This window comes from Enterobacter sp. ECC-219, from assembly GCF_043966805.1.
Lineage (GTDB): Bacteria > Pseudomonadota > Gammaproteobacteria > Enterobacterales > Enterobacteriaceae > Enterobacter > Enterobacter cloacae_N.
Map to the genome: position 1 here is coordinate 2,190,524 of NZ_CP143680.1, position 19,061 is coordinate 2,209,584.

A 19,061-nucleotide genomic window follows, 5' to 3' on the forward strand; every position below is an offset into this window, starting at 1 on the left:
GTTAAAAATAAGTTAATGCAAGTTTAAAAACTTGACGCAAGCCACAGGACGGAAAAAGAGTGAGAGGCCGGAGCGAGGCTCCGGCGAGGAGAGGATCAGGCGTCGAACGGGGAATGGTTGTCGAGCATGGCCTGAATGACGTTCAGCGCGCCCTGAAGGTTGTTGTCGTCAGTGCTGTAGCGGCTGATTTCTTTGATGCTCTCTGCCGCGTTGCCCATCGCAAAAGAGTATTTCACCAGCTTCAGCATCTCGGCATCGTTGCCGCTGTCGCCAATGCCGACGCACTCCTGCGGGGAGATTTTCCAGCGTTTCAGCAGGCGGCTGATGCCGTTGGCTTTGTGCAGGCCGGGGATAATTAAATCCACAAAGCCAAAGCCGCTGGTGACCGGCTTCATAATGCCGTCCAGGGAGACGTGAAGTTTATCCACCAGAGTTGGGATATCACTGTCCGGCAGGTTCAGGGAGAACTTAAACAGCACGTCGTCAATTTCGCGGTAATCGCTGATGCGCTTTAAGCGGTGGTAGTGCTTTGACATCAGCGCCACGAACGCGTCCGGGGCCTGGTCGCTGACGTAGGCGCTCTCCAGACCGCAGGCCACGAAGTTCAGCCCTTTGTCTTTCAGTAGTTCGCCAATGACGATCTGCGACTCATGGCGGGTCAGTTCGCCGTGGAAAACCTGTTCGCCGTGGTCGAACACCAGCGCGCCGTTTTCCGCCACGAAGGAGATCTGGTCTTTCAGTTCGGGGAAGAAGGATATGAGCTGGTAATACTGATTGCCGCTGGCGACAACGAATTCGATGTCGCGGGATTTAAGCTGCTCAAACTGTGCCTGGAAGCGGTCACGATCGTACTGCTTGGCATCATCAAGGAAAGTTCCGTCCATATCGGTGACGATAACTTTAACGGTCATACTGTGCTCCTGGGTCACTGCGTTTTGAAACATTCTAATAACAAGGTGACGGGGAGCACAAATTTAATTTCATTCGAAAGTAAAAGCAAAACGGCAACCAGGATTGCCGTTTTGAGTGTTTTCTCCCTCTCCCCGTGGGAGAGGGGCGGGGTGAGGGCATCAGCGTGCGCATTTCCCCTTAAGGGATACACCGTTACAGCGTATGCTCAGTACGCGCAATAATATCGTCCTGCGCATCCGGCGACAGGGCGGTGAAGAATGCCGAGTAGCCCGCGACGCGCACCACCAGATCACGGTACTGGTCCGGGTGTTTCTTCGCTTCCAGCAGCGTTTCGCGCGAGACGATGTTGTACTGAATATGCCAGCCCTTATGCACCTCGAAGAAGGTGCGCAGCAGCACCATTAGCTTCTGGCGATCGCTGTCGTTTTCCAGCGTCGACGGGTTCAGTTTCTGGTTCAGCAGTACGCCGCCAAGAATCGCTTCCGTCGGCAGTTTACCGACCGAGCCGATCACCGCCGTCGGGCCGAGGTGGTCCGTACCGGAAGCCGGGCTTGCCCCTTCCGCCAGCGGGGTGTGCGCCTTACGTCCGTCCGGGGTCGCCATCGTTGCCGCGCCAAACGGCACGTTGGCGGAGATGGACGACGTTCCCGCGTAGTAGTTACCGCCAATCGGGCCGCGGCCGTGGCGCGGGTTGTGGTACTGCTTCAGCTCTTCGATGTAGGTCTGATAGGCGCGCGTCAGCAGCATGTCCACGCTGTCATCGTCGTTGCCGTATTTCGGCGCGCCGTTGATCAGGCGCTGGCGCAGCTGCTCGTGAGTCAGCCCGTCGAAGTCATCCGCCAGGGCGGCCGCCAGCTGCTGCTGACCGATAGTGCCCTGTTCGAACACCAGCTTCTTCACCGCTGCCAGGCTGTTGCCGAGGTTGGCGATGCCCACCTGCAGGCCGGAAACCCAGTCATACTTCGCGCCGCCCTGCTTGATGCTTTTCGCGCGCTCTATGCAGTCGTCCACCAGCGCCGAGCAGAGAATGTCGTGGACGTTCTCCTCCAGCATGGTGTCTACCACGTACTCAATCTCGATGGATTTGCGGGTGTAGTAGCGGATCTGTGTATCCCACGCCGCCATCACCTCCTCGAAGTTGTCGAAGTTACCGGCGGAGAGCGCTTTCTCCTGCGGCAGGAACACCTTGCCACTGGTGGCGTCGCGGCCGCCTTCCAGCGCGGCGAGCATCACGCGGGCGAAGTTGATAAAGCTCATGCCGGTGCAGCGGTAGCCCCACTTGCCGCCCACCGCGGTTTCGATGCAGCCGATGGCCGCGTAGTCGTAGGCGTCGTCGCGTTCAACGCCGAGCTTGATGAATTCCGGGATTACGATTTCATCGTTGTTGAACGCCGGCATCCCGAAGCCGCAGCGGATCACCTGCACGCAGGCGTCGAGGAAGTCGTTGCTCATCCCTGCGTGGTAGCGCACGCTCAGGTTAGGCTGGGTGGAGCGCAGGCGACCGCAGGATTCCAGAATCGCGTAGGAGAGCGGGTTGACCGCGTCCATCGGCTCACCGTTGACCAGCTTCTGGCCGCCAATGGTGACGTTCTGGTACAGCGGGCTACCGGCGGAAGCTTTCGAATGCGAGCCGGAGCGGATTTTGTTCACTTCCAGCAGCTTCAGCCAGCAGCTGTGCAGCAGCTCAATGGCGTGCTCGCGGTCCAGGCTCTGGTCCAGCTCCACGTCGCGGCGGTAGTACGGGTAGAGATACTGATCCATTCGGGCAAATGACACCGAGTGACCGTTAGATTCAATCTGCAGGATCAGCTGAATGAAGTAGCACAGCTGCAGCGCCTGCCAGAAGGTTTTTGGCGGCTCGTGAGCAATTACGTCGCAGTTTTCCGCCATCGCCAGCAGCTCGTCGCGGCGGCTTTCGCGGGTTTCCGTAGACGCCATCTCACGCGCCAGATCGGCGAAGCGTTTGATGTGCAGGCTGACGGCTTCCAGCACAATATCAATCGCCTTCAGGAACTGGTCGCCGTGCAGGTCTTCCAGCACCGTCAGGTTGATGCGCGAGCGGCGCTCGGCCACTTTGGCGCGCAGGCCGTCGAGACCTTTTTCCAGCACCAGCGGGAAGTTCACCGCCAGGTGCGCGTCGCCGGAGGTCATGTTGCCTTCGGCTTTGATAATGCCGGTTTCCAGCAGGCCTTTCTGCTCGTCGGTGAACATGCCGTAGCAGCGATCCTGCACCGTCTGGCCGCGCCACCACGGGCAGATTTCATGCAGTACGCGCTTGTTCTCTTCGCTCACTGCAAAGCCCGCGCCCGGGCGGTCCGCCAGATCGTCAATCTCTTTCTCAATCCAGGAGACGGTGTATTCCGGGAAAATAGGCGCGGCGCGCACTTCGCTTGCCTGGTTACCGATAATCAGCTCGTCGTGTTTGATCCAGATGGTGCGTTCAGCCAGGTGATGCGCCAGCGCGAGGGCGCGGCGTACCGGGATCGGCTTGTCCATGTGCTGCTGGTACATCTCGGTGTAATGCTGTGCGCGCTCGGTGCAGACCGGCGGCTTAACGATATGCACCAGCGCCATTTTATGGGCTTTAATGCGCTCGCTGAGGGTGTTGAGATTCAGGGTTGTCATAGGTTTATCCTCGTAAGGTCGCGGTTAACCCTTTCTGGCAGGCGTACTGCTGCGCGAAGTCCAGCAGGGCAGGGTTATCCAGCGGTTTGTCAGGGGCAGAGTAGGGTTGGCCGAGCAGGGTGTATTTGTTCATGCCCAGCGTGTGATACGGCAGAAAATGAATATCTTCGACGCCAAGTTCATCGGCGGCGAAATTGGTAATGGCGGTAATGGACGCTTCATCCGCGTTGAAGCCCTGGATCAGCGGCACGCGAATGGTGATCTTTTTCCCGGCAGCCGCGAGGCGCTTCAGGTTATCCAGGATCCGTTTGGCCGAGCCGTCGGTCCACTGTTTAAACACTTCGCTATCCACATGCTTCAGGTCGGCGAGGAACAGATCGACGTACGGTAATGACGGCTCGATATAATGCCAAGGCACGTGAAGGCAGGTTTCGACGGCGGTGTGGATCGCCTGTTCGTGGCTGGCTTTAAACAGGGCGTGCGCCAGCTCCGGGTTCATAAATGGTTCGCCGCCGGAGAGGGTGATGCCGCCGCCGCTGCGGTCGTAGAAAGGCTTATCGCGCAGTACGGTCGCCATGATCTCCTCGACCTGCTGTTCTTCACCGCAGACGGTCAGCGCCTGCGTCGGGCAGCAGTCGGTCAGGGCATTAAGCGTCTCTTCACTCAGCTTTTCGCGATGGATGACCAGCCCGTTCAGCGCGCGTTCGATGCAGCCCGATGCCGCCTGCTGGCACAGGTCGCAGCCTTCCAGGCACAGACGCGAATCAAATAGCACGTCCCGGCTGCGGGAGCGGCTTTCCGGGTTCTGGCACCAGCGACAGCCCAGCGAGCAGCCTTTCAGGAACACCACGGTTCGAATGCCGGGGCCGTCGTGGGTAGAGTAACGCTGAATATTGAAGATCATGATTTCGCCTCTCGTGTTGCATATGAAGATTAAATGACTTTCGAATGAAAGTTATCTTGATGCAGGTCAACTACTGAGCAGGTTTTGTCGTGATAGGGTAAGTGCAGGCTAATTTTGAGGGTGACATCATGGAACTTTATCTCGACACATCTGACGTTGCGGCAGTCAAAAAGCTGGCGCGTATCTTCCCGCTGGCGGGTGTGACCACTAACCCAAGCATTGTGGCGGCAGGTAAAACGCCGCTCGACGAGTTGCTGCCCGCGCTGCACGACGCGCTGGGCGGCAAAGGTCGTCTGTTCGCCCAGGTGATGGCGACCACCGCCGAAGGGATGGTGGAGGACGCGCGTAAGCTGCGGGCCATCATTAACGACCTGGTGGTGAAAGTGCCGGTGACCGCGGAAGGGCTGGCTGCCATTAAAATGCTGAAAGCGGAAGGGATCCCGACGCTGGGTACGGCGGTGTACGGTGCCGCGCAGGGAATGCTGTCCGCGCTGGCGGGGGCGGAGTATGTAGCCCCTTACGTCAACCGCGTGGACGCGCAGGGCGGGGATGGGATCCAGACGGTGATTGAGCTGCAACAGCTGCTGACGCTGCACGCCCCGCAGTCAAAGGTGCTGGCCGCGAGCTTCAAAACGCCGCGTCAGGCGCTGGACTGCCTGCTGGCAGGGTGTGAGTCCATCACGCTGCCGCTGGACGTGGCGCAGCAGTTTATTACGTCTCCGGCTGTGGATGCGGCGATTGTGAAATTTGAGCAGGACTGGCAGGGGGCGTTTGGACGGACGTCGATCTGACGGGGGCGGCCTGATGCCCTCACTCCAAACCTCTCCCACAGGGAGAGGGAGCAAACACTAAAACGGCAACCTGAAGGTTGCCGTTTGCTTTAACCTCCACAAACCTCACACCCCGGGTTACGCATCAGCTTCATCTCGCGGAACTGGCAGGTCATCGCGTCATACATCACGATTTTCCCCGCGGCAGGCGTGCCGTAGCGAGCCAGCACTTTGATCGCTTCCATTGTCTGCAGCGAACCAATAACGCCAACGAGCGGCGCCATCACGCCCGCCTCGACGCAGGTTAGCGCGTTCTCACCGAACAGGCGGCTCAGGCAGCGATAGCAGGGGTCACCTTCGGCGTACGTGAAGACGCTGATTTGCCCCTCCATACGGATGGCCGCGCCGGAAACCAGCGGTGTTTTATGGGCAAAACAGCCCGTATTCAGCTGGTGACGAATAGCCACGTTGTCGGTGCAGTCCAGCACCAGATCGTGCTGCGCAATCTGCGCCGACAGTGCATCGTCATCCAGCATTGCGTCAATCAGGGTGAATTCACAATTAGGGTTGATGCGCGCCAGCGCCGCTCTGGCGGATTCCACTTTCGGCTGGCCCACCGTCGCGTCGCTGTGCAGCGTCTGGCGCTGCAGGTTGGACACCGATACGGTATCGAAATCCAGCAGCGTCATCCTGCCCACGCCCGCCGCCGCAAGATACTGCGCGGCGGCGCAGCCCAGACCGCCGAGCCCGACAACCAGCACGCTGGCCGCCTTGAGTGCTTCCTGGCCCTCGAAGTCAAACCCGCGCAGCACAATCTGGCGGTTGTAGCGCAGCATCTCCTGGTCGCTCAGCTCCACCGTCATGTTAGCCCCCGAACAGGTGGTTAAAGCGCTCAACCTCAACCCACTCGCCCGGCTCTACGCTGCCGCGCTCGCGCTCCAGCACGATAAAGCAGTTGCCCTGGCTGAAGGAGCTGAAAATGTGCGAGCCCTGGTGGCCGGTGGTGCTCACTTCGAGCTCGCCGTCCGCGCTGCGCGCCAGAATGCCGCGCTGGAAATCGAGGCGACCCGGTGATTTTTTCAGACGCGTGGCGGCGCGCACGCGCTGGCGTTCAGGCAGCGGGCTGGCGCTGTTGCCGGAAAGCTTGGCCAGCAGCGGGATCGCCAGCTGGTAGAAGGTGAGTGCCGCCGAGACCGGATTACCCGGCAGGCCACAGAACCAGCTGTGTGTGAGCTTGCCAAACGCGAACGGTTTACCCGGTTTAATCGCCAGCTTCCAGAAGGCGATTTCGCCCAGCTCTTCAAGAAGGGTTTTAGTGTAATCCGCTTCGCCAACCGATACGCCGCCGGAGCTGATGACCACATCGGCGGCGTTATCCGCCTCGATAAACGCGGCGCGCAGTTTTTCCGGATCGTCAGGAATAATGCCGAGGTTAATCACCTCGCAGCCCAGCTGCTCCAGCATCAGGTGCACCGCCAGACGGTTGGTATCGTAAATCTGACCGTCCTGCAGCGGCTGGCCCGGAAGCTGCAGCTCGTCGCCGGTAGAGAAAACGGCAACGCGCACTTTCCGGACAACGTCAATTTCCGCGATGCCGAGCGACGCCAGCACCGGCAGTTCACCTGCCGTCAGCTTCTGCCCCTCGGCAAAGACCGTTGCGCCAAGGGTGATGTCCTCGCCGGTACGGCGGATGTTCTGTCCCGCTTTGACGCTCGCGGTAAAACGCACCCCGTCGTCGGTCTGCTCGGTCTCTTCCTGCATCACCACGGCGTCGCAGCCAGCCGGAACCGGCGCGCCGGTCATGATGCGTACGCAGGTGCCCGCAGGCCACTCACCGCTAAACGGCTGGCCCGCAAAGGCTTTACCCGCCACCGGCAGGGCGTTACCCGTCCGGAGATCCGCCATGCGTACCGCGTAACCGTCCATCGCGGAGTTATCGAACCCCGGTACGTTAAGCGGAGAGACGATATCGCGCGCGGCAATGCGGCCAAAACAGTGCACAAGCGGCAGCGTTTCGACATCGTGCAGGGGAGTAATGCGGTCAAGCATCTGCGTGAGTGCCGTCTCAAGCGGCATCAGTCCGGCGGTAAAATCCATGGTGGGCTCCTGCGGAGTAACAACGAAAGCGCTCATTATGGCAGAAAAGTGCGGCTAACTGTATGACCCGATGGGTGTACGCTTTACATCACTGTTGCGTCTTTCTATATTCAAAAATCATCTGAAGTTTCATCGACGATAATGATATTTATAGAAAAAGCCGCAAATCAGGCTAACGGGTGATGCGAATGGTTAATGCGGTAATCGCAATTCATGGTGGCGCCGGGGCAATCACCCGTGCACAGCTCAGCCCCGAGCAGGAAAAGCGCTACATTGACGCGCTGTACGCCATTGTGGAAACGGGCCAGCAAATGCTGGAAGCGGGCGAGAGCGCGCTGGATGTGGTCACCGAGGCGGTGCGCCTGCTGGAAGAGTGTCCGCTCTTTAATGCCGGAATCGGTTCGGTCTTTACCCGGGATGAAACCCACGAGCTGGATGCCTGCGTGATGGACGGCGTCACCCTGAAGGCGGGCGCCGTGGCGGGTGTGAGCCATCTGCGAAATCCGGTGCTGGCGGCGCGACTGGTGATGGAGGAGAGCCCGCACGTTTTGCTGGCGGGCGCCGGGGCGGAGAAATTTGCCTTTGAGCACGGCATGGAACCGGTATCGCCGGATCTGTTTTCCACGGAAGAACGCTATCAGCAGCTGCTGGAAGCCCGAACGGCGGGCATGACGCAGCTTGACCATAGTGCGCCGCTTGATGAAACAACCAAAATGGGCACGGTCGGCGCGGTGGCGCTGGATAAGGCCGGAAACCTCGCGGCGGCGACGTCAACGGGCGGGATGACCAACAAGCTGCCCGGACGCGTCGGCGACAGCCCGCTGCCGGGCGCCGGCTGCTATGCCAATAACGCCACGGCGGCGGTGTCGTGTACCGGCACCGGGGATGTGTTTATTCGCGCCCTGGCGGCCTACGACATCACCGCGCTGATGGATTACGGCGGCTTAAGCCTGAGCGAAGCCTGCGAGCGCGTGGTGATGGAGAAACTGCCTGCCCTGGGCGGCGTCGGCGGGCTCATTGCCGTGGATCGTGAGGGCAACGTGGCTCTGCCGTTTAACAGCGAAGGGATGTATCGCGCCTGGGGTTACGCCGGTGATGAGCCGAGCACGGGCATCTATCGTGAATAAGGGGGCAGCGCGTGCCGCACAGTGAAGAGTTGGACAATCGTCAGGTACTGGCTGTCCATCAGCTGAATATTGCGTTTCAGGAGGAGCGGCAGTTCATCCCCGCAGTACAGAATTTATCGTTTTCGCTGAATCGCGGCGAAACGCTGGCGATTGTCGGCGAGTCTGGTTCCGGTAAGTCGGTTACCGCACTGGCATTGATGCGCCTGCTGGAGCAAACGGGCGGGCAAATATCCAGCGAAAAGCTACTCCTGCGCCGCCGCAATCGTCAGGTTATTGACTTAAACGATCTGAGCGCCTCACAGATGCAGGGCGTGCGCGGGGCGGATATCGCCATGATCTTCCAGGAGCCAATGACCTCGCTCAACCCGGTTTTCCCGGTCGGGGAGCAAATTGCCGAGTCCATCCGGCTGCATCAGGGTCTGAGCGGCGATGAGGCGCTGAAAGAGGCCCGACGGATGCTGGAGCTGGTGCGCATTCCGGAGGCGCAGGCCATTCTGGGGCGCTACCCACATCAGCTCTCCGGCGGCATGCGCCAGCGGGTGATGATTGCCATGGCGCTCTCCTGCCGTCCGGCGGTGCTGATTGCCGATGAACCGACGACGGCGCTGGACGTGACGATTCAGGCGCAGATCCTGCAGCTCATCAAAGTGCTGCAGCAGGAGATGGAGATGGGGGTGATCTTTATCACTCACGATATGGGCGTGGTCGCCGATATTGCCGATCGGGTGCTGGTCATGCACAAGGGCAGCGCGGTGGAAACCGGCCCGGTCGAGCAGATCTTTCACGCGCCGGTTCATCCTTATACCAAAGCGCTGCTGGCGGCGGTACCGCGCCTGGGGGCGATGAACGGCAGCGATTTGCCGCGCCGCTTCCCCCTGATTTCTCTCGAGGCGTCTGAGCCGCAGGAGGATGAGCGCGAGCAGGACACCGTGGTGCCGGGCAAGCCGATACTCGAAGTGCGCGATCTGGTGACCCGCTTTCCGCTGCGCAGCGGAATTTTCAACCGCGTGAAGCGCGAAGTGCACGCGGTGGAAAACGTCAGTTTCGATCTCTGGCCGGGCGAAACGCTGGCGCTGGTGGGGGAGTCCGGCTGCGGGAAATCCACCACCGGGCGGGCGCTGCTCAGGCTCGTGGAGACGCAGGAGGGGACGATAACCTTTAACGGTGAACGTATCGACACCCTGCCAGATAACAAATTACAGGCGGTGCGGCGGGATATTCAGTTTATCTTCCAGGATCCGTATGCCTCTCTCGACCCGCGCCACACGGTGGGGTATTCGATCATGGAGCCGCTGCGGGTACATAACCTGCTCGACGGCGAGGCGGCACAGCGCCGCGTGGCCTGGCTGCTGGAGCGCGTCGGCCTGAAGCCGGAACACGCCTGGCGTTATCCGCACGAGTTTTCCGGCGGACAGCGGCAGCGTATCTGCATCGCCCGCGCGCTGGCGCTGAACCCGAAGGTGGTGATTGCCGATGAGTCCGTCTCGGCGCTGGATGTTTCCATTAGGGCGCAAATTATCAACCTGTTGCTGGATTTACAGCGGGATATGGGAATTGCCTTCCTGTTTATCTCGCACGATATGGCGGTGGTAGAACGCATCAGCCACCGTGTGGCGGTGATGTTTATGGGGCAAATAGTCGAGATTGGGCCGCGAAGGGCGGTGTTTGAAAACCCGCAGCATCCGTATACCCGCAAGCTTATCGCGGCGGTCCCGGTTGCCGATCCGGCGCACCGTCACGGCCAGCGCGTGCTGCTGCAGGATGAAATGCCGAGCAACATACGTAAACGCGGCGAGGCCGTGGAGCGCGTGACGCTGCGCGAGGTCGGTTCTGGCCACTTCGTGGCTCCCCCGCGTCAGGACAATGCATTTTCGCGGTTATAACTTACAACAGGCAGGAGAACACAATGGTTACTTTTGTAGCGCGTAGATGGTTGTTAGCCGCGAGCGTGACGGCAGCCCTGGCCGCTGCCCCCGCGTTCGCCGCCAAAGATGTGGTGGTCGCCGTCGGCTCCAACTTCACCACGCTCGATCCGTACGACGCCAACGACACGCTCTCTCAGGCGGTGGCAAAATCGTTCTATCAGGGCCTGTTTGGCCTGGATAAAGAGATGAAGCTTAAAAACGTGCTGGCGGAGGGATACACCGTGTCCGAAGACGGGCTGGTTTATACCATCAAGCTCAGAACCGGCGTGAAGTTCCAGGACGGGACAGATTTCAATGCGGAGGCGGTGAAGGTTAACCTCGATCGCGCCAGCAATCCGGAAAATAGCCTCAAGCGCTATAACCTGTATAAAAATATCGCCAGCACCGAGGTGGTCGACCCGGCGACGGTAAAAATCACCCTGAAAGAGCCGTTCTCCGCGTTTATCAATATTCTGGCGCATCCGGCAACGGCGATGATTGCCCCTGCCGCGCTGAAAAAATACGGCAAGGAGATCGGCTTCCATCCTGTTGGCACTGGTCCTTACGAATTGCTCACCTGGAACCAGACCGATTTTGTGAAGGTGAAGAAATTCGCGGGATACTGGCAGAAAGGGCTGCCGAAGCTGGACACCATCACCTGGCGTCCGGTGGTGGACAACAACACCCGCGCGGCGATGCTGCAAACCGGCGAGGCGCAGTTTGCCTTCCCGATCCCGTACGAGCAGGCCGCCATTCTGCAGAAAAACAGCAAGCTGGAGCTGGTTGCCAGCCCGTCGATCATGCAGCGCTACATCAGCATGAACGTCACGCAAAAGCCATTCGATAATCCGAAGGTGCGTGAGGCCATCAACTATGCCATTAACCGGCAGGCGCTGGTGAAGGTCGCTTTTGCCGGCTATGCCACCCCGGCGACCGGCGTGCTGCCGCCGGCTATCGCCTATGCGCATAGCTATCAGCCGTGGCCGTACGATCCGGCAAAAGCGCGCGAGTTGCTGAAAGAGGCGGGCTTCCCGAACGGTTTCAGCACCACGCTGTGGTCGTCGCATAATCACAGTACTGCCCAGAAGGTGCTGCAGTTTACCCAGCAGCAGCTGGCGCAGGTGGGGATTAAGGCGCAGGTCACCGCGATGGATGCCGGGCAGCGTGCGGCAGAAGTGGAGGGGAAAGGGCAGAAAGAGAGCGGCGTGCGGATGTTCTACACCGGCTGGTCAGCCTCGACCGGTGAAGCCGACTGGGCGCTGTCGCCGCTGTTTGCCTCGCAGAACTGGCCGCCAACCTTGTTCAACACCGCGTTTTACAGCAATCCGCAGGTGGACAAAGACCTGGCCGATGCCCTGAAAACCACCAAACCGGAAGAGAAAGCGCGCCTCTACAAAGACGCGCAGGATATTATCTGGAAAGAGTCGCCGTGGGTGCCGCTGGTGGTGGAGAAACTGGTGTCAGCCCATAACAAAGCGTTGACCGGGTTCTACATCATGCCGGACACGGGCTTTAGCTTTGACGATGCGGATTTAAAATAAACCTCATGCTGAACTATGTTTGTAAACGCCTGCTGGGGCTTATCCCGACGCTGCTGATTGTGGCGGTGCTGGTGTTTCTGTTTGTCCATATGCTGCCGGGCGATCCGGCGCGTCTGGTTGCCGGGCCTGAAGCGGATGCCACCGTCATTGACCTGGTGCGTAAGCAGCTTGGCCTCGACCAGCCGCTGTATATGCAGTTCATCCATTATATCTGCAACGTTCTGCAGGGCGATTTTGGTATCTCGATGGTGTCGCGCCGTCCGGTGTCGGAGGAGATTGCCAGCCGCTTTATGCCGACGTTCTGGTTAACGATAGCCAGCATGAGCTGGGCGGTGGTGTTTGGGCTTGGCGCCGGGATTGTCGCGGCCGTCTGGCGCAACCGCTGGCCGGACAAGCTCGGCATGGCGCTGGCGGTGACCGGCATCTCCTTCCCGGCGTTCGCGCTGGGGATGCTGCTGATGCAGATCTTCTCCGTCGAGCTGGGCTGGCTGCCGACCGTCGGGGCCGATACCTGGAAGCATTATATTCTGCCCTCCATGACGCTGGGCGCGGCCGTGTCGGCAGTGATGGCCCGCTTTACCCGCGCCTCGTTCGTGGACGTGCTTAGCGAAGATTATATTCGCACTGCGCGGGCGAAAGGGGTCAGCGAGAAGTGGGTCATTCTCAAGCACGGGTTCCGCAATGCGATGATCCCGGTGGTGACGATGATGGGGCTGCAGTTTGGCTTCCTGCTGGGTGGCTCTATTGTCGTGGAAAAGGTCTTCAACTGGCCGGGGCTGGGGCGCCTGCTGGTCGATTCCGTCGAGATGCGCGACTACCCGGTGATTCAGGCGGAAGTCCTGCTTTTCTCGCTGGAGTTTATTCTTATCAACTTAGTGGTGGACGTGCTCTACGCCGCCATTAACCCGGCCATCAGGTATAAGTAAGATGCGATTGTTGAACTGGCGGCGTCAGGCCGTTTTGAGCGCGATGCCGGGGCTGAAACCGGAGCATGTCCGCACGCCGTGGTCCGAATTCTGGCGGCGTTTTCGCCGTCAGCCGGTCGCGATGGCGGCGGGGCTGTTTGTGCTGCTGCTGATCGCGGTGGCGATCGTTGCGCCCTGGGTGGCGCCGTTTGATGCGGAGAACTATTTTGACTACGACCGTCTGAACGACGGCCCCTCGATGCTGCACTGGTTCGGCGTGGACTCCCTCGGTCGCGATATCTTCAGCCGCGTGCTGGTGGGGGCGCAGATTTCTCTCGCCGCCGGAGTGTTCGCGGTGCTGATCGGCGCGGCTATCGGGACCGTGCTGGGGCTTGTCGCCGGGTATTACGAAGGCTGGTGGGACCGCATCATCATGCGCATCTGCGACGTGCTGTTTGCCTTCCCCGGCATTCTGCTGGCGATTGCCGTGGTGGCGATCATGGGCAGTGGTATGGCGAACGTGATTATCGCCGTCGCGGTCTTTTCGATACCGGCCTTTGCCCGCCTGGTGCGCGGCAACACGCTGGTGCTGAAACAGCAAACCTTTATCGAATCCGCCCGCAGCATGGGGGCAAGCGACGCTACCATCCTCTTTAGCCATATTCTGCCGGGCACGGTATCGTCCATCGTGGTCTATTTCACCATGCGTATCGGGGTGTCGATTATCTCGGCGGCCAGCCTGTCGTTTTTAGGGTTGGGGGCTCAGCCACCGACGCCGGAGTGGGGCGCGATGCTGAACGAGGCGAGGGCGGATATGGTGATTGCGCCGCACGTGGCGATCTTCCCGAGTCTGGCGATTTTTCTGACCGTGCTGGCGTTTAATTTGCTGGGGGACGGGCTGCGCGACGCGCTGGATCCGAGGATAAAGGGGTAGGTTTATTGCCCCTCATCCTAACCCTCTCCCCGGAGGGGAGAGGGGACTGCTCGGTGCGGTTTTCCCCCTCGCCCCTTTGGGGAGAGGGCCGGGGTGAGGGGAATGTAATTAAACCCGGCTACCCCACAGGTCATACTCGTCGGCGTTTTCAACCTTCACGCGAATAATATCGCCCGGCTTAACGCTGGTTTCGCCATTCAGGTACACCGCGCCGTCGATTTCAGGGGCGTCCGCCATGCTGCGGCCAATCGCGCCTTCTTCGTCCACTTCGTCGATGATGACCATAATTTCGCGGCCCACTTTTTCCTGCAGACGCTCGGCAGAGATCTGCTGTTGCAGCTGCATGAAGCGGTTCCAGCGCTCTTCTTTCACCTCTTCCGGCACCTGGTCCGCCAGCTCGTTGGCGGTTGCGCCTTCTACCGGGCTGTATTTGAAGCAGCCGACGCGGTCAAGACGCGCTTCTTTCAGGAAGTCGAGCAGCATCTGGAAGTCTTCTTCGGTTTCACCCGGGAAGCCGACGATGAAGGTGGAGCGCAGGGTCAATTCCGGGCAGATCTCGCGCCACTGCTTGATGCGCGCCAGCTGGCGGTCAACCGAGCCAGGGCGCTTCATCAGCTTCAGGATACGCGGACTGGCGTGCTGCAGCGGGATATCCAGGTATGGCAGGATTTTGCCTTCCGCCATCAGCGGGATCACGTCGTCAACGTGCGGGTACGGGTAGACGTAGTGCAGACGCGTCCAGATACCCAGTTTAGACAGCTGCTCGCACAGGCCCACCATGCTGGTTTTCACCGGCTCGCCGTTGTGGAACCCGGAGCGGTGCTTAACGTCCACGCCGTACGCGGAGGTGTCCTGGGAAATCACCAGCAGCTCCTTCACGCCCGCGTCGGCCAGGCGTTTCGCTTCCGCCAGCACTTCGCCAATCGGACGGCTCACCAGATCGCCACGCATGGACGGGATAATGCAGAAGGTGCAGCGATGGTTGCAGCCTTCGGAAATTTTTAAGTAAGCGTAGTGACGCGGCGTCAGCTTCACGCCCTGTTCCGGCACCAGGCTCAGGAACGGGTTGTGCTTGGGTTTTGGCACGTAGTGATGAACATGTTGCAGCACCTGCTCGTAGCTGTGCGGGCCGGTGATCTCCAGCACCTTCGGGTGCACTTCGCGGATCTGGTCTTCTTTCGCACCCAGACAGCCGGTCACGATCACTTTGCCGTTTTCGGTCAGGGCTTCACCGATGGCTTCCAGTGACTCCTGCACCGCGCTGTCGATAAAGCCACAGGTGTTCACGATCACCATATCGGCGTTGTCGTAGCTTGGCACCACGTCATAGCCTTCGGTGCGCAGTTCGGTCAGGATGCGTTCGGAATCCACCAGGTTTTTCGGGCAGCCCAGGGAGACGAAGCCGATTTTCGGCTGGTGCGTAACATTGCTCATAGGTTAAAAATTCATCAATTATGGAGTTATCAGGGCGGGATTTTACAGCGTATCGCGTGGGATTTATACACTCTTTGCAAGCGGGATGGGCCGGGTAGAGGTTGTAACATTGTAAATAATGTTAATTGGTTAAGAATAATTGATCTCAGGCATTAAGCTGTACAAAAAATGAACTTATTCTGAATGTGCAACATGGCTGACAGAGGAGGAAATAGCATGTCCGTTGACAGACTGAAACGCGATCTGCTTAACAAGCTGATCAACGCCCGAATCGACCTGGCCGCCTATCTGCAACTCAGGAAGGCAAAGGGCTATATGTCAGTCAGCGAAAGCGAACATCTGCGTGATAACCTGTTTGAACTGTGTAATTTCATGCGTGAAAAAGCACCGACCCTGAAGGCGGAATACGATGAATGCGAGCTAATGGCGCTGCGCCGTGCCGCTGAGGTGCTCTCCATTGCAGGGGTATGTTTGATGAACGGACGCCACGACTGCCCGAATTTTATTGCTGTTAACGCGGAGAAGCTTGAAAACTGCCTGACAACGCTCTCTCTTTGCATCATGTGCCTGAATAAGCACGAGACGCTTTCACAGCACTGAGCCCGGGGGGAGACAACTCCCCCCATCTGATTAAGCTTTTGTAAAAGTGGTAACGCGCCCGGAGGTAATGGCTAATCTTTATGCCATATGCCGAAAAAGGAGCGCGTTATGCCTCGATCCTCGTTGATTTTCCTGCCTGCGTTATTCATTCCGTTTTCGCTTATTGCCGCGCCAGAGGCGGTGAAGGTTGAGGTGCTGCAAAACCGACTCGATCACCCGTGGTCGATGGCGTTCCTGCCGGGCAATAACGGTTTACTGGTCACCCTTAAGGGCGGGCAGCTCAAGCGCTGGCAGGCCGGGAAAGGGCTTTCCGATCCCATTGTCGGCGTGCCGAAGGTGTGGGCGAACGGCCAGGGAGGACTGCTGGACGTGGTGCTGGCGCCGGATTTTGAAAAGTCGCGTCGCGTCTGGCTGAGCTATGCCGAAGCCGGGCAGGACGGCAAGGCCGGAACGGCGGTGGGCTATGGCCGCCTGAGCGACGATTTTTCCCGCATCGAGGGATTTCAGGTGGTGTTCCGCCAGATGCCGAAACTCTCTACCGGAAACCATTTTGGCGGGCGACTGGTGTTCGACGGAAAAGGGTATCTCTTTATCGGACTCGGCGAGAACAACCAGCGCCCGACGGCGCAGGATCTGGACAAGCTGCAGGGTAAAGTGGTGCGCCTCACCGAAGACGGCAAAGTGCCGCCGGATAACCCGTTTGTGAATACCTCCGGCGCGCGGCCTGAAATCTGGTCTTATGGTATTCGCAACCCGCAGGGAATGGCGATGAACCCGTGGAGCGACACGCTGTGGCTGAACGAGCACGGCCCGCGCGGCGGGGATGAAATCAACATCCCGGAGAAGGGCAAAAATTACGGCTGGCCGCTGGCGACGCACGGCATCAACTACAGCGGGCTGAAAATCCCGGAGGCCAAAGGCGAGCACGTTGAGGGCGCGGAGAAGCCACTGTTTGTCTGGAAAGTGTCACCCGCCGTCAGCGGCATGGCGTTCTACAACAGCGACGTGTTCCCGCAGTGGAAAAACAAGCTGTTTATCGGCGCACTGAAGGAGAAGGACGTTATCGTGCTGAGCGTGGACGGCAACAGGGTCACGGAGGACGGTCGGATCCTGGGCGACCGGGAACAGCGCATTCGCGACGTGCGGGTCGGGCCGGACGGGTATCTGTATGTACTGACGGATGAAACGGACGGGCAGCTGTTGAAAGTCAGCCCGTCCGGAGCGTAATCAGGTGACCGGGATCATCACCACGTTACGGTATGCCGGGCGATCGCTCAGCTGTTTAAGCCAGCGCTCAAGGTGCGGGCGCGGGGTCCACTTCAGACCGAGGTTGGTCAGGTTCCAGACGAACGGCGCAACGGCAATATCACCCACGCCGAACGCCTCACCGGAGAACCAGGCGTGGTTCGCCAGTTCGTCATCCATCATGGCAAACAGGTTTTCGCAGGCATCCTGCGCGGCATGAATAGCAGGGTAGTCGCGCTCGGCTTCAGGGGTCCTCACCAGCCCCATCAGGATCACGCGGTGAACGGGGGAGAGCGTCTGGTTTGCCCAGTCCATCCACTTCTCACCCTGGGCGCGCTGCGCCGGGTTTTCAACCCACAGGCGGCCAAGACCGTACTGGGCGGCGAGGTAACGCACAATGGTGTTGGACTCCCAAAGCGTCGCGTCTGTTTCGTCATCGCGCAGCAGCGGCACCAGGCCGTTCGGGTTCATGGCCAGATAGTCGGCCTCTTTGTTCACGCCAAACGCCATTCCAGCCATGATTTGATTAAACGGTAAATCCAGCTCTTCCAGCGTCCAGAGCACTTTCTTAACGTTGGTCGAATTGTTCCTGCCCCACAGCGTAATCATATTTTCTCCTGATGAGATGTGAATCCGGGTCGGCTTTTCGCCATGGTGAGATAAACCTAACAATTACGCAACAGAAGACAAAAAAATCGCCTGAATCAAAGCGTAAATGAATGTTATTGCATAAACTTTAATAACTTTACCCTCGTTGGGTTTCTTTAACCGTTTTAGTGCGCTATTACTCATCGCTTCTTGCGACACGGTGATGTGACGTAATTTTTGAATGGACACTCGGGTGGCATTTATGACGCGAAAAATGACTTCTCTGCGCAGCCTGGCGGCAGGCTCTGCGCTCCTTTTCCTGTTTGCACCAACGCTCTACGCGGCTGAACAGGCTGCGCCCGAAGCGCCGCCAGTGGACGCGCGCGCCTGGATACTGATGGATTATTCCAGCGGTAAAGTGCTGGCGGAAGGCAATGCCGATGAGAAACTCGATCCGGCGAGCCTGACCAAAATCATGACCAGCTATGTCGTCGGGCAGGCGTTAAAAGCGGGCAAGATCAAGCTGGACGATATGGTTACCATCGGGAAGGATGCCTGGGCGACCGGTAACCCGGCGCTGCGCGGCTCGTCGGTGATGTTCCTGAAGCCTGGCGATCAGGTCTCCGTCTCCGATCTGAATAAAGGGGTAATCATTCAGTCGGGAAATGATGCGTGCATCGCGCTGGCCGATTACGTTGCCGGCAGCCAGGATTCTTTCATTGGTTTAATGAATGGCTATGCGCAGAAGCTCGGCTTAACCAACACCACCTTCAAAACGGTTCACGGTCTGGATGCGCCGGGACAATTCAGTACCGCGCGCGACATGGCGCTGCTGGGGAAAGCGCTGATCCATGACGTGCCGGATGAATACGCCATCCACAAAGAGAAAGAGTTTACCTTCAACAAAATTCGCCAGCCGAACCGCAACCGTCTGCTGTGGAGCAGCAACGTCAACGTGGACGGAATGAAGACCGGCACTACGGCCGGTGCGGGCTATAACCTGGTGGCCTCCGCGACGCAGGGCGATATGCGTCTGATCTCGGTGGTGCTGGGCACCAAAACCGACCGCATCCGCTTTAATGAATCAGAAAAACTGCTGACCTGGGGCTTCCGCTTCTATGAAACCGTGACGCCGATTAAACCGGATGCCACGTTCGTCAGCCAGCGCGTCTGGTTTGGTGACAAGAGCGAGGTGAATCTGGGGGCAGGTGAGGCCGGTTCCGTGACCATTCCGCGCGGCCAGCTGAAAAACCTGAAGGCCAGCTATACCCTGACTGACCCACAGCTCACCGCGCCGCTGAAAAAAGGCCAGGTGGTCGGGACGATTGATTTCCAGCTAAACGGCAAGTCGATTGAACAGCGTCCGCTGATTGTGATGGAAGCGGTAGAAGAGGGCGGTTTCTTTAGCCGGATGTGGGATTTCGTGTTGATGAAATTCCACGGGTGGTTTGGCAGCTGGTTTAGTTAAACCTTGT

The 19,061-nt window shown here is 59.1% G+C and carries 16 protein-coding genes; 9 read left to right on the forward strand and 7 right to left on the reverse strand.

Features of this window, described 5'->3' with window-relative positions; translation table 11 throughout:
- Window positions 1-95: 95 nt before the first annotated feature.
- The 3 genes from V1603_RS10295 to V1603_RS10305 all read right to left on the reverse strand — a co-directional run bounded on the left by V1603_RS10295 (window position 96) and on the right by V1603_RS10305 (window position 4,441).
- Window positions 96-911 carry a Cof-type HAD-IIB family hydrolase gene (locus V1603_RS10295; RefSeq protein WP_395313870.1) on the reverse strand — a complete coding sequence of 272 codons (816 nt, stop codon included), beginning with the start codon at window positions 909-911 and terminating at the stop codon, window positions 96-98.
- Between the two features lie 193 nt (window positions 912-1,104).
- Complete coding sequence (locus tag V1603_RS10300; RefSeq protein ID WP_395313871.1) at window positions 1,105-3,537, reverse strand: formate C-acetyltransferase/glycerol dehydratase family glycyl radical enzyme; 2,433 nt, start codon at window positions 3,535-3,537, stop codon at window positions 1,105-1,107.
- A 4-nt stretch (window positions 3,538-3,541) separates the two neighbouring features.
- A complete protein-coding gene (locus V1603_RS10305; RefSeq protein ID WP_395313872.1) occupies window positions 3,542-4,441 on the reverse strand; it encodes a glycyl-radical enzyme activating protein in 900 nt (299 codons plus the stop codon).
- A gap of 128 nt (window positions 4,442-4,569) precedes the next feature.
- Between V1603_RS10305 and fsa the strand changes: the two genes are divergently transcribed.
- Window positions 4,570-5,232, forward strand: a complete 663-nt coding sequence (gene fsa / locus V1603_RS10310) for a fructose-6-phosphate aldolase (RefSeq protein WP_008501195.1) — start codon at window positions 4,570-4,572, stop codon at window positions 5,230-5,232.
- A gap of 89 nt (window positions 5,233-5,321) precedes the next feature.
- On the opposite strand, the gene moeB is transcribed toward fsa, so the two are convergent.
- Both moeB and moeA read right to left on the reverse strand, forming a co-directional pair.
- Window positions 5,322-6,074 (reverse strand): molybdopterin-synthase adenylyltransferase MoeB, encoded by a 753-nt coding sequence (moeB, locus tag V1603_RS10315; protein WP_395313873.1) that lies wholly within the window; start codon window positions 6,072-6,074, stop codon window positions 5,322-5,324.
- Between the two features lies 1 nt (window position 6,075).
- The gene (moeA, locus tag V1603_RS10320) at window positions 6,076-7,308 is read right to left on the reverse strand and encodes a molybdopterin molybdotransferase MoeA (RefSeq protein WP_395313874.1); all 1,233 of its coding nucleotides are present in this window, start codon (window positions 7,306-7,308) and stop codon (window positions 6,076-6,078) included.
- A 188-nt stretch (window positions 7,309-7,496) separates the two neighbouring features.
- Between moeA and iaaA the strand changes: the two genes are divergently transcribed.
- Genes iaaA through gsiD form a run of 5 tightly spaced genes read left to right on the forward strand, consistent with a single transcriptional unit; the run spans window position 7,497 to window position 13,719 of the window.
- Window positions 7,497-8,435 (forward strand): beta-aspartyl-peptidase, encoded by a 939-nt coding sequence (iaaA, locus tag V1603_RS10325; RefSeq protein WP_166710558.1) that lies wholly within the window; start codon window positions 7,497-7,499, stop codon window positions 8,433-8,435.
- A gap of 11 nt (window positions 8,436-8,446) precedes the next feature.
- A complete protein-coding gene (gene gsiA, locus V1603_RS10330; RefSeq protein ID WP_395313875.1) occupies window positions 8,447-10,318 on the forward strand; it encodes a glutathione ABC transporter ATP-binding protein GsiA in 1,872 nt (623 codons plus the stop codon).
- Window positions 10,319-10,341: 23 nt separating this feature from the next.
- The gene (gsiB, locus tag V1603_RS10335) at window positions 10,342-11,880 is read left to right on the forward strand and encodes a glutathione ABC transporter substrate-binding protein GsiB (RefSeq protein WP_395313876.1); all 1,539 of its coding nucleotides are present in this window, start codon (window positions 10,342-10,344) and stop codon (window positions 11,878-11,880) included.
- A gap of 5 nt (window positions 11,881-11,885) precedes the next feature.
- The gene (gene gsiC, locus V1603_RS10340) at window positions 11,886-12,806 is read left to right on the forward strand and encodes a glutathione ABC transporter permease GsiC (protein ID WP_116343413.1); all 921 of its coding nucleotides are present in this window, start codon (window positions 11,886-11,888) and stop codon (window positions 12,804-12,806) included.
- Window position 12,807: 1 nt separating this feature from the next.
- Window positions 12,808-13,719 (forward strand): glutathione ABC transporter permease GsiD, encoded by a 912-nt coding sequence (gene gsiD / locus V1603_RS10345; RefSeq protein ID WP_163330804.1) that lies wholly within the window; start codon window positions 12,808-12,810, stop codon window positions 13,717-13,719.
- Between the two features lie 108 nt (window positions 13,720-13,827).
- Here the strand turns inward: gsiD and rimO are convergent, their stop codons facing one another.
- Window positions 13,828-15,153 carry a 30S ribosomal protein S12 methylthiotransferase RimO gene (gene rimO, locus V1603_RS10350; protein ID WP_116343415.1) on the reverse strand — a complete coding sequence of 442 codons (1,326 nt, stop codon included), beginning with the start codon at window positions 15,151-15,153 and terminating at the stop codon, window positions 13,828-13,830.
- Between the two features lie 216 nt (window positions 15,154-15,369).
- Between rimO and bssR the strand changes: the two genes are divergently transcribed.
- Window positions 15,370-15,753, forward strand: a complete 384-nt coding sequence (gene bssR / locus V1603_RS10355; RefSeq protein WP_116343416.1) for a biofilm formation regulator BssR — start codon at window positions 15,370-15,372, stop codon at window positions 15,751-15,753.
- 108 nt (window positions 15,754-15,861) lie between these two features.
- Window positions 15,862-16,980, forward strand: coding sequence for a PQQ-dependent sugar dehydrogenase (locus tag V1603_RS10360; RefSeq protein ID WP_163330805.1), 1,119 nt, complete (start codon window positions 15,862-15,864; stop codon window positions 16,978-16,980).
- Here V1603_RS10360 and V1603_RS10365 read toward each other — a convergent pair whose 3' ends face one another.
- Window positions 16,981-17,607, reverse strand: coding sequence for a glutathione S-transferase family protein (locus V1603_RS10365; protein WP_163330806.1), 627 nt, complete (start codon window positions 17,605-17,607; stop codon window positions 16,981-16,983).
- A 241-nt stretch (window positions 17,608-17,848) separates the two neighbouring features.
- On the opposite strand from V1603_RS10365, the gene dacC reads away from it, so the two are divergent.
- Complete coding sequence (gene dacC / locus V1603_RS10370; RefSeq protein WP_116343419.1) at window positions 17,849-19,054, forward strand: serine-type D-Ala-D-Ala carboxypeptidase; 1,206 nt, start codon at window positions 17,849-17,851, stop codon at window positions 19,052-19,054.
- The last annotated feature ends 7 nt before the right edge of the window (window positions 19,055-19,061 follow it).

Coding starts and splice junctions, on each gene's coding strand:
- V1603_RS10295 (WP_395313870.1), bottom strand. CDS start 911: ATGACCGTTAAAGTTATCGTCACCGATATGGACGGAACTTTCCTTGAT.
- V1603_RS10300 (WP_395313871.1), bottom strand. CDS start 3,537: ATGACAACCCTGAATCTCAACACCCTCAGCGAGCGCATTAAAGCCCAT.
- V1603_RS10305 (WP_395313872.1), bottom strand. CDS start 4,441: ATGATCTTCAATATTCAGCGTTACTCTACCCACGACGGCCCCGGCATT.
- fsa (WP_008501195.1), top strand. CDS start 4,570: ATGGAACTTTATCTCGACACATCTGACGTTGCGGCAGTCAAAAAGCTG.
- moeB (WP_395313873.1), bottom strand. CDS start 6,074: ATGACGGTGGAGCTGAGCGACCAGGAGATGCTGCGCTACAACCGCCAG.
- moeA (WP_395313874.1), bottom strand. CDS start 7,308: ATGGATTTTACCGCCGGACTGATGCCGCTTGAGACGGCACTCACGCAG.
- iaaA (WP_166710558.1), top strand. CDS start 7,497: ATGGTTAATGCGGTAATCGCAATTCATGGTGGCGCCGGGGCAATCACC.
- gsiB (WP_395313876.1), top strand. CDS start 10,342: ATGGTTACTTTTGTAGCGCGTAGATGGTTGTTAGCCGCGAGCGTGACG.
- gsiC (WP_116343413.1), top strand. CDS start 11,886: ATGCTGAACTATGTTTGTAAACGCCTGCTGGGGCTTATCCCGACGCTG.
- gsiD (WP_163330804.1), top strand. CDS start 12,808: ATGCGATTGTTGAACTGGCGGCGTCAGGCCGTTTTGAGCGCGATGCCG.
- rimO (WP_116343415.1), bottom strand. CDS start 15,153: ATGAGCAATGTTACGCACCAGCCGAAAATCGGCTTCGTCTCCCTGGGC.
- bssR (WP_116343416.1), top strand. CDS start 15,370: ATGTCCGTTGACAGACTGAAACGCGATCTGCTTAACAAGCTGATCAAC.
- V1603_RS10360 (WP_163330805.1), top strand. CDS start 15,862: ATGCCTCGATCCTCGTTGATTTTCCTGCCTGCGTTATTCATTCCGTTT.
- V1603_RS10365 (WP_163330806.1), bottom strand. CDS start 17,607: ATGATTACGCTGTGGGGCAGGAACAATTCGACCAACGTTAAGAAAGTG.
- dacC (WP_116343419.1), top strand. CDS start 17,849: ATGACGCGAAAAATGACTTCTCTGCGCAGCCTGGCGGCAGGCTCTGCG.